The organism is uncultured Holdemanella sp. (assembly GCF_934772795.1).
Classification (GTDB): domain Bacteria; phylum Bacillota_I; class Bacilli_A; order Erysipelotrichales; family Erysipelotrichaceae; genus Holdemanella.
The window spans coordinates 21871-29532 of the sequence record NZ_CAKVMR010000026.1; the positions used below are offsets into that span (position 1 = coordinate 21871).

The window sequence follows — 7662 nt, forward strand, 5'->3', positions numbered from 1 at the left end:
GTGAACATATTTATTGTGTTGTCTTAATTTTGAGCTGAAAACATGAAAAAAAATGAAAAATGAGTATAATAATACTGATAAAAAAAGAAAATGGAGGAGATTATGGGTTATCGTATAGGATTCGACATTGGAAGTACAACAATCAAAGCGGTTGTTTTAGATGGAAATAACCAAATCTGTTATAAAAGTTATGAAAGACACAAGGCGCAAGTGCGTCAAAAGGCTTTAGATAAATTAGTAGAATTAAAGAAATATACAAAAGAACCATTTAAATTCGCAATCAGCGGATCAGGGGCTTTAGGATTATGTGAACAAGGAGAATTGCCTTTTGTTCAAGAAGTATTCGCAAGTGCTACTGGAGTTAGTAAATTATACCCGGAAACAGATTGTGCCATTGAGCTTGGTGGAGAAGACGCAAAAATTCTTTTCTTTCAAGGTAGTGTAGAACAAAGAATGAATTCAACTTGTGCTGGTGGTACAGGAGCTTTTATTGATCAAATGGCTACCTTGTTGAATATGTCATTAGAAGAAATGAATGAAGCAAGCTTGAACTATCATCGTTTATACCCAATCGCATCTCGTTGTGGTGTGTTTGCGAAAACAGATATTCAACCATTGATCAATCAAGGTGTGGATAAATGTGATTTGTGTGCCAGTATTTTTCAAGCGGTTGTGGATCAAACTATTACTTCGCTAGCACAAGGAAGAAAAATTGAAGGGAATATCTTATTCTTGGGGGGACCATTATATTTCTTAAGTGGACTTAGAAAACGTTTTGTTGAGACTTTGAAATTAAGTGATGCACAAGTCAATTGTCCTGAAACAGCCATTAATTTTGTTGCTTTAGGAACTGCCATTTGCGCAGATCAAGAATATACATATGATGAATTGTATAAGGCTTTAGAAGATTTGGTGCATGCTCCTGCTAAATTAACAGAATCAAAGCCTTTGTTTGAAAGTGAAGAAGACTATCAAAAATTTATTGAACGTCATAAATCACATGATGCGAAGTATGCAAAGTTAAAGGATTATGCAGGCAAAGCCTATTTAGGAATCGATTCAGGTTCTACTACCACAAAATTAGTTTTACTCGATGAAAACGATGCGATTTTATATGATTCTTATACATCAAATAAAGGAAATCCATTGGATGTTGTGTTAGAAGATTTAAAGAAAATCTATGAAACCAATCCAAATATTAAAATGTATGGAGCTTATGCGACAGGATATGGCGAAGAATTGATGCGTCACGCCTTCCACTTGGATGGTGGAATCGTTGAAACAATGGCCCACTATACAGCTGCTCGATCTTTCAATCCAGATGTAGACTATATATTAGATATTGGTGGACAAGATATTAAGTGTTTTAAGATTCGTGAAGGACACATTGATGATATTGTGTTGAATGAAGCTTGTTCAAGTGGATGTGGTTCCTTTATTGAAACATTCGCAAAATCACTTGGATATGATGCAGTGGAATTCGCTAAATTAGGATTAAAATCAAAACACCCTGTTGATCTAGGAACTCGTTGTACAGTATTTATGAATTCAGGGGTTAAACAAGCACAAAAGAATGGAGCTAGTATTGAAGATATTTCGGCTGGACTATGCAAATCTGTTGTAAAGAATGCGTTGTATAAAGTAATTCGTGCAAAAAATAAAGATGATATTGGAAAGCATATTGTTGTGCAGGGGGGAACTTTCCAAAATGATTCAGTGCTTCGTTGTTTTGAACAAGAACTTGGACTTGAAGTGATTCGACCAAGTATTGCCCCTTTAATGGGCGCTTATGGAGCGGCTTTATATGCCAAAAAATTACATCGTACTAAAAGTAATATTTTGAATTATGAACAACTTGTTAAATTTACGCATAAATCACAATCCGTTGCTTGCCAAGGTTGCAACAACCATTGTTCATTGACAATCAATACTTTCAATGATGGAACGCGCTTAGTTGCAGGTAACAAGTGTGATAAGATGGTGCATAATATTGATGAGAAGAAAGAAGAACTTCCGGACTTATACAAAATCAAAACGGATATGTTGAATGCACAAAAGAAAAAATTTAAACATGATAAAAAGATAGGCATGCCTTTAGTTTTAAATAACTATGACTTATTGCCTTTCTGGACGCGTTTCTTTGATAGTTTGGGCTATGAGATTGTGTGGTCAACACCTAGTACTAAAGAAATGTATCATTCAGGACAACAAAGCATTCCTAGTGATACGGCATGTTTTCCTGCTAAAATTGTCCATGGACATATTCAACAATTAATTGATAAAGGTGTGGATGTAATTTTCTATCCATGTATGACCTATAATGTAGATGAACATCAATCGGATAATCATTATAATTGTCCATTGGTTGCCTACTATCCAGAAGTGATTGCGGCTAATATGGATTTTGATAAGACAAAAATTGTATATCCATTTATTAGTTTTGATGACAATGCAACTTTTGCGAAAGCTATTCGTATGCATTTTGAAAAAGTGGGTATTCATTTTAGTGAAAAAGATATTATTATTGCGAAAAATGCAGCTACAAATGAGTATGAAGCTTTCCATGAACAATTAGTAAAGGAACATCGAAAAGCAGTAGCGTATGCACGTGAAAACAATCATCCGATTATTGTGCTTTGTGGACGTCCATATCATTTAGACCCACTGATCAATCATCAAATGAACCAGTTGTTGACACAACTTGGCTTTGTGGTTGTTAGTGAGGAAAGTGTCCCTCGTCAAAAGAATCATAAAGTGAATGTTTTAAATCAATGGACGTATCATGCAAGGCTTTATCAGGCAGCACATTATGTGGTCGAGAATAAAGATATGAACTTGATTCAACTTGTAAGTTTTGGCTGCGGTATTGATGCCATTACAAGTGACGAGGTTCGAGATATATTAAAGGATGGAAATAAATTTTATACGCAAATCAAAATTGATGAAATCGATAATTTAGGTGCGGCAAAAATTCGTTTGCGTTCGTTGAAAGAGGCGATTGCCCAACAGAAAGGAGCATAAAATTGAGTTTAGAATATACATTATTTAATTCAGATATGAAGAAGGATTATACAATTTTAGTTCCTTCTATGCTTCCTATTCATTTTCGCTTATTGACACCTGTCTTCGCGAAAAGTGGATATAAATTAGAAGTTTTGACAAACGAAGGAGAACAAGTACGAGAAGAAGGCTTAGCCCATGTGCATAATGATACTTGTTATCCAGCATTGTTGGTTATTGGACAGATGATTGATGCATTAAAGAGTGGTAAATATGATATGGATCATGTAGCCTGTGCAATCACACAAACCGCAGGAGGGTGTCGTGCCAGCAATTATCTTTCCTTATTAAGAAAAGCTTTGGCTATGGAAGGATGGCAACACATTCCTTGTTTATCTGCCAATGCGAATGGACTCGAAAAAGGCAGTAGCGTTGAATTTACAATGCCTTTGATTCTTCGTATTCTTTATGGAGCATTATATGGTGATGCTTTAATGTGGTTAAGCAATCAGGTAAAGCCTTATGAACTTGAAAAAGGAGCAACAGATAGAGCGGTAAATCAGTTTATAGATGAATTGATTCCAACATTTGAACGTGGTTCTTATAAACAATCCAAGCGTATTTATAAAAAGATGTTAGAAATGTTTAAAGCCATTCCACAAGATCGAACTCAAGATAAGATTCGTATTGGAATTGTTGGGGAAATCTATATGAAGTATTCTCCATTAGGAAATCAACACTTAGAAGATTATTTAATTGAAGAAGGCTTTGAACCAGTACTTTCTGGAGTTATGGATTTTGCGCTATATTGTGTAGAAAATTCAATCATTGATTATGAATATTATCATATGCACGAAAAAAATCACTATATATACAATATAGTAAAAGATGTGATTATGCGTATGCAGAAAACATTTAGAGATACAGTAAAAAAAGATGGTACATTTATTGCACCAGATGATTTTAGTGAAGTGATTGAGAATGGAAAACCCTTTATTGATCCAGGTGTGAAAATGGGTGAAGGTTGGCTTTTAACGAGTGAGGTTGTTTCATTAATTAAAAGTGGTGTTACCAATGTGATCAGTGCGCAGCCATTTGGTTGTTTACCAAATCATATTGTTGCCAAAGGAATGGTTCGTAAAATTAAGGATGAATATCCTGAAGCAAATATTGTTGCGATCGACTATGATCCTAGTGCATCAAAGGTAAATCAGGAAAATCGTATTCGATTGATGTTGGCAAATGCCAAGTTAAGTGAAGAAATGAAGGCAAGTGTATGATGGAGTTTGTATATGCCTATGCCTACTTTATTTTGTATGCTTTTCTAGGTTGGGTTTGTGAAGATTTATATTGTGGAATTCCTGCAAAAAAGTTTATTAACCGAGGCTTCTTTTATGGTCCATATTGTCCAATCTATGGAGTAGGTGCTTTACTGGTTTTATATCCTCTATTGTTCGTGAAAGATTATCCAATACTTGTATTTATTTTGGGTGTCATTATTACAAGTACTTTGGAATATATTACAAGTTGGGTAATGGAAATTTTATTTAAAACAAGATGGTGGGATTACTCTGAAAGATTTATGAATATCAATGGTCGTGTATGTCTGTTGAACTCCACATTATTTGGGATCATGTCCATTGTGGTTGTATATATTGTGCATCCTGTGATTCAAGATATTGTAATGGATATTCCACTTACAGCATTGATGAGCTTCTTATCGGCTTTTACAATTGGATTTGGCATTGACTGCGTATTCACAGTACTTGCTCTACTTCGTCGCAAGCAAGTATTCCAGAAGGTACAAACACAAATGGAAGCTTTCAAGAAGGATTTCGAAGCAGAAAGTCAATTGCGCGTTCAAGAAGCGCAAGAAGCATTCCAAGAATGGATGTTATCTCGTCCGGATCTCTCAGAGCGTATTGAAGAATTTCAAAATAGTTTGGATAACTTCTCTTTAGAAGCTAAAAAACATATTTCAAAGGCTTTCCCAGAACGTCGTATTTCTAATGAAATTCGTAATATTGTAGCGGATGGCAAGTTAGCAATTGAAAGAAGACGATTGAATGCGAATAAGCAAGCTGAATATTGTGAATTAACAAATATGGTCATGGTTCAAGATGAAAAGGGTAATGTATTAGTTCAAAATAGCCAGAATCCAAATGGATATACATTTCCTGGAGGAAATATTGAACTTGGTGAATCCTTTGTACAATCAGCAATTCGTGATGTGAAAGAAAAAACTGGTTTAAATGTTGAACAGTTATGTTTGTGTGGAACCAAACAATTTGTCACGAGTGACAATTGCAGACATATTGTTTTCTTATATAAAACGAATGTGTTTAATGGGAAAATAAATGAAGAATCAAAGTGGATTCCACTAGCAAATATTCAGGATTATAAGCTGATTTCAGGCTTAAGCGATGTGTTTGAAGTGTTTTCGGGAACAAAATATAATGAGCTTTATTACAATGCTCAATATCAATTAAAAAAATATTAGACTTTGTGGTTTACAAGCAAAGTCTTTTTTTGTTATAATAACGAGGCAGGTTTATGCCTGTTCTCTGCTTCGTAGGAAGCCAAAAAGACCAAAGGGAGGTGTACACATGAAAAAATATGAAATTATGTACATTGTGAATGCATCTTTAGATGATGCAGCGTTCAAAACAGTTTCAGATCGTTTACATGCAACAATCACTGATAACGGTGGTTCAATTGACAAAGTAGATGACTGGGGTGTGAAAGAATTCGCTTACGAAATCGATCACATGAAAAAGGGACACTATGTAGTTATCAACGTAACTGCTAACAATGCAGGAGTTTTTGAATTCCAACGTTTGTCTCGTATCAGCAACAATGTAATTCGTGTTATGGTTGTTAAAACTGAAGGCGAAAAATAATCGAGGTTAAATAGAAATATGATTAATCGAGTAGTATTGGTTGGGCGTTTGACACGTGATCCTGAATTACGTAAAACGCAAAGTGGAACAAGTGTTTGCTCATTCACTATGGCAGTTGGTCGTCGTGTTTCAACACAAGGACAGCCAGATGCAGATTTTATTAACTGTGTTGCTTGGAATAAAACAGCTGATTTAATGACACAGTATTTACACAAAGGTTCATTGATTGGTTTAGAAGGGCGTATTCAAACTCGTTCTTATGACAACCAACAAGGACAAAGGGTATATGTTACAGAGGTTGTCGCAGAAAGTGTTCAATTCTTAGAACCTAAAAATGCACAATCAAATTATTCAGCTCCAAGCCAAGATTATGGAATGAATCAAGGTTTTGCTCAAAATACATATGCTGCTCCTGTACAGAATGGATACAATCAAAATTCATATTCAAATCCTGTGCAGAATACAAATAACGCATTTGATTCAACATTCAATGCAGATGATTCACTAGATATTGCTAGTGATGATCTACCATTCTAGAAAGGAAGGACTTACTTATGGCATTTAAAAAACAACGTATGGGTCGTAAAAAAGTTTGTTACTTCACTAAGAACAAAATTAAGGAAATCGACTACAAAGACGTAGAATTATTAAAACGTTTCATCAACGCTAACGGAAAAATTATTCCTAGACGTGTGACTGGAACTCGTGCAAAATACCAAAGAATGTTAGCAACAGCTATTAAACGTGCTCGTCAAATGGCTTTGTTACCTTACGTGGTTGACTAATTAGACTTCATATATTGAAGTCTTTTTTTTATTTTTATATAATAGGCGTATGATAAAAACGAAACAAATTACTAAAGGTGCGATGGTTTGCGCTATTTATGGAGCTTTATTATTTTTAAATCAACAGAGTGCATTGATGATTGAATCCAGTGCTTCTTGGATTTTTGCATTTCCTGTACTTATTTATACAGCTATGAGTGGGATTAAAATGGGAACATTAGTCACCGCTTGTATGGGGTTGATGACCATGTTTTTTGGCGGCTTTACAACCTGGTTTTATAGTTGGACTTCATTATTGATTGGATTTATATATGGGGTTGGTGTGTTTAAACATGCTAAGAATATGACCAATTTTATTATTTGTTTTATTCTTTCTATTATTGCTAATTTATGCATTATTCTATTGTGGAGTACTTTATTTGGCATTGATTTTTATGAAGATTTCCGTATGATTTCACAATATATTCCATTTATTAGTTTAAAAGTATTTACATACTTGATGATAGGATTATTAGGTCTATTACAGGCATTATGTATTCATTTAGTTGCATTAATGGTGTGTTTACGCATGCACATGGACATTGTTCCGCCACAACCATTATCCAAGGTACAAAGCCCAAGATGGGTAGGTATAGGTTCTATTGTGGTGTGGATTGCGTTCTTTTTTGTTCAAAATGTGATAGAATGTCCATCGGGGATCGTTGATTTAGCACAAGTTATTTACTTTGTAGATTGTACCTTGTTATTATATTTTGGAGTTGTTTATTTTATGAGTTTATGTATTAAACACCAAAAGAAGAAATGGTCGTTTCTTTCTATTTTTGGTGCTTTTGTGCCTGGACTCAATTTATTGTGGATGTTTATGGGAGAGTTGGACTGTCTTTTACAGTTACGAAAAGAGGTAGTGTAAAGAATTTATGAAAAACTCGGTATGGGAAGATCGAAATTTGAATAAATTGTTTATACTCTACAAGAAT

At 34.5% G+C, this 7662-nt stretch carries 7 protein-coding genes; all 7 read left to right on the plus strand.

Annotation, left to right across the window (positions count from 1 at the left end):
- Window positions 1-102 precede the first annotated feature (102 nt).
- Window positions 103-3021 (plus strand): acyl-CoA dehydratase activase, encoded by a 2919-nt coding sequence (locus Q0F04_RS06245; RefSeq protein ID WP_295751379.1) that lies wholly within the window; start codon window positions 103-105, stop codon window positions 3019-3021.
- A gap of 2 nt (window positions 3022-3023) precedes the next feature.
- Window positions 3024-4280, plus strand: coding sequence for a 2-hydroxyacyl-CoA dehydratase (locus Q0F04_RS06250; protein WP_295564388.1), 1257 nt, complete (start codon window positions 3024-3026; stop codon window positions 4278-4280).
- Complete coding sequence (locus Q0F04_RS06255) at window positions 4277-5500, plus strand: NUDIX domain-containing protein (protein ID WP_295751382.1); 1224 nt, start codon at window positions 4277-4279, stop codon at window positions 5498-5500. The genes Q0F04_RS06250 and Q0F04_RS06255 overlap by 4 nt, the downstream gene beginning before the upstream one ends.
- A gap of 106 nt (window positions 5501-5606) precedes the next feature.
- A complete protein-coding gene (rpsF, locus tag Q0F04_RS06260; protein ID WP_117926704.1) occupies window positions 5607-5900 on the plus strand; it encodes a 30S ribosomal protein S6 in 294 nt (97 codons plus the stop codon).
- An 18-nt stretch (window positions 5901-5918) separates the two neighbouring features.
- Window positions 5919-6437, plus strand: a complete 519-nt coding sequence (gene ssb, locus Q0F04_RS06265; RefSeq protein ID WP_117993448.1) for a single-stranded DNA-binding protein — start codon at window positions 5919-5921, stop codon at window positions 6435-6437.
- 17 nt (window positions 6438-6454) lie between these two features.
- Window positions 6455-6685: a 30S ribosomal protein S18 gene (gene rpsR, locus Q0F04_RS06270; protein ID WP_003864783.1), complete on the plus strand. Its 231-nt coding sequence runs from the start codon at window positions 6455-6457 to the stop codon at window positions 6683-6685.
- 49 nt (window positions 6686-6734) lie between these two features.
- A complete protein-coding gene (locus Q0F04_RS06275; protein ID WP_295751384.1) occupies window positions 6735-7595 on the plus strand; it encodes a hypothetical protein in 861 nt (286 codons plus the stop codon).
- Window positions 7596-7662 lie beyond the last annotated feature (67 nt).

Coding starts and splice junctions, on each gene's coding strand:
- Q0F04_RS06245 (WP_295751379.1), top strand. CDS start 103: ATGGGTTATCGTATAGGATTCGACATTGGAAGTACAACAATCAAAGCG.
- Q0F04_RS06255 (WP_295751382.1), top strand. CDS start 4,277: ATGATGGAGTTTGTATATGCCTATGCCTACTTTATTTTGTATGCTTTT.
- rpsF (WP_117926704.1), top strand. CDS start 5,607: ATGAAAAAATATGAAATTATGTACATTGTGAATGCATCTTTAGATGAT.
- ssb (WP_117993448.1), top strand. CDS start 5,919: ATGATTAATCGAGTAGTATTGGTTGGGCGTTTGACACGTGATCCTGAA.
- rpsR (WP_003864783.1), top strand. CDS start 6,455: ATGGCATTTAAAAAACAACGTATGGGTCGTAAAAAAGTTTGTTACTTC.
- Q0F04_RS06275 (WP_295751384.1), top strand. CDS start 6,735: ATGATAAAAACGAAACAAATTACTAAAGGTGCGATGGTTTGCGCTATT.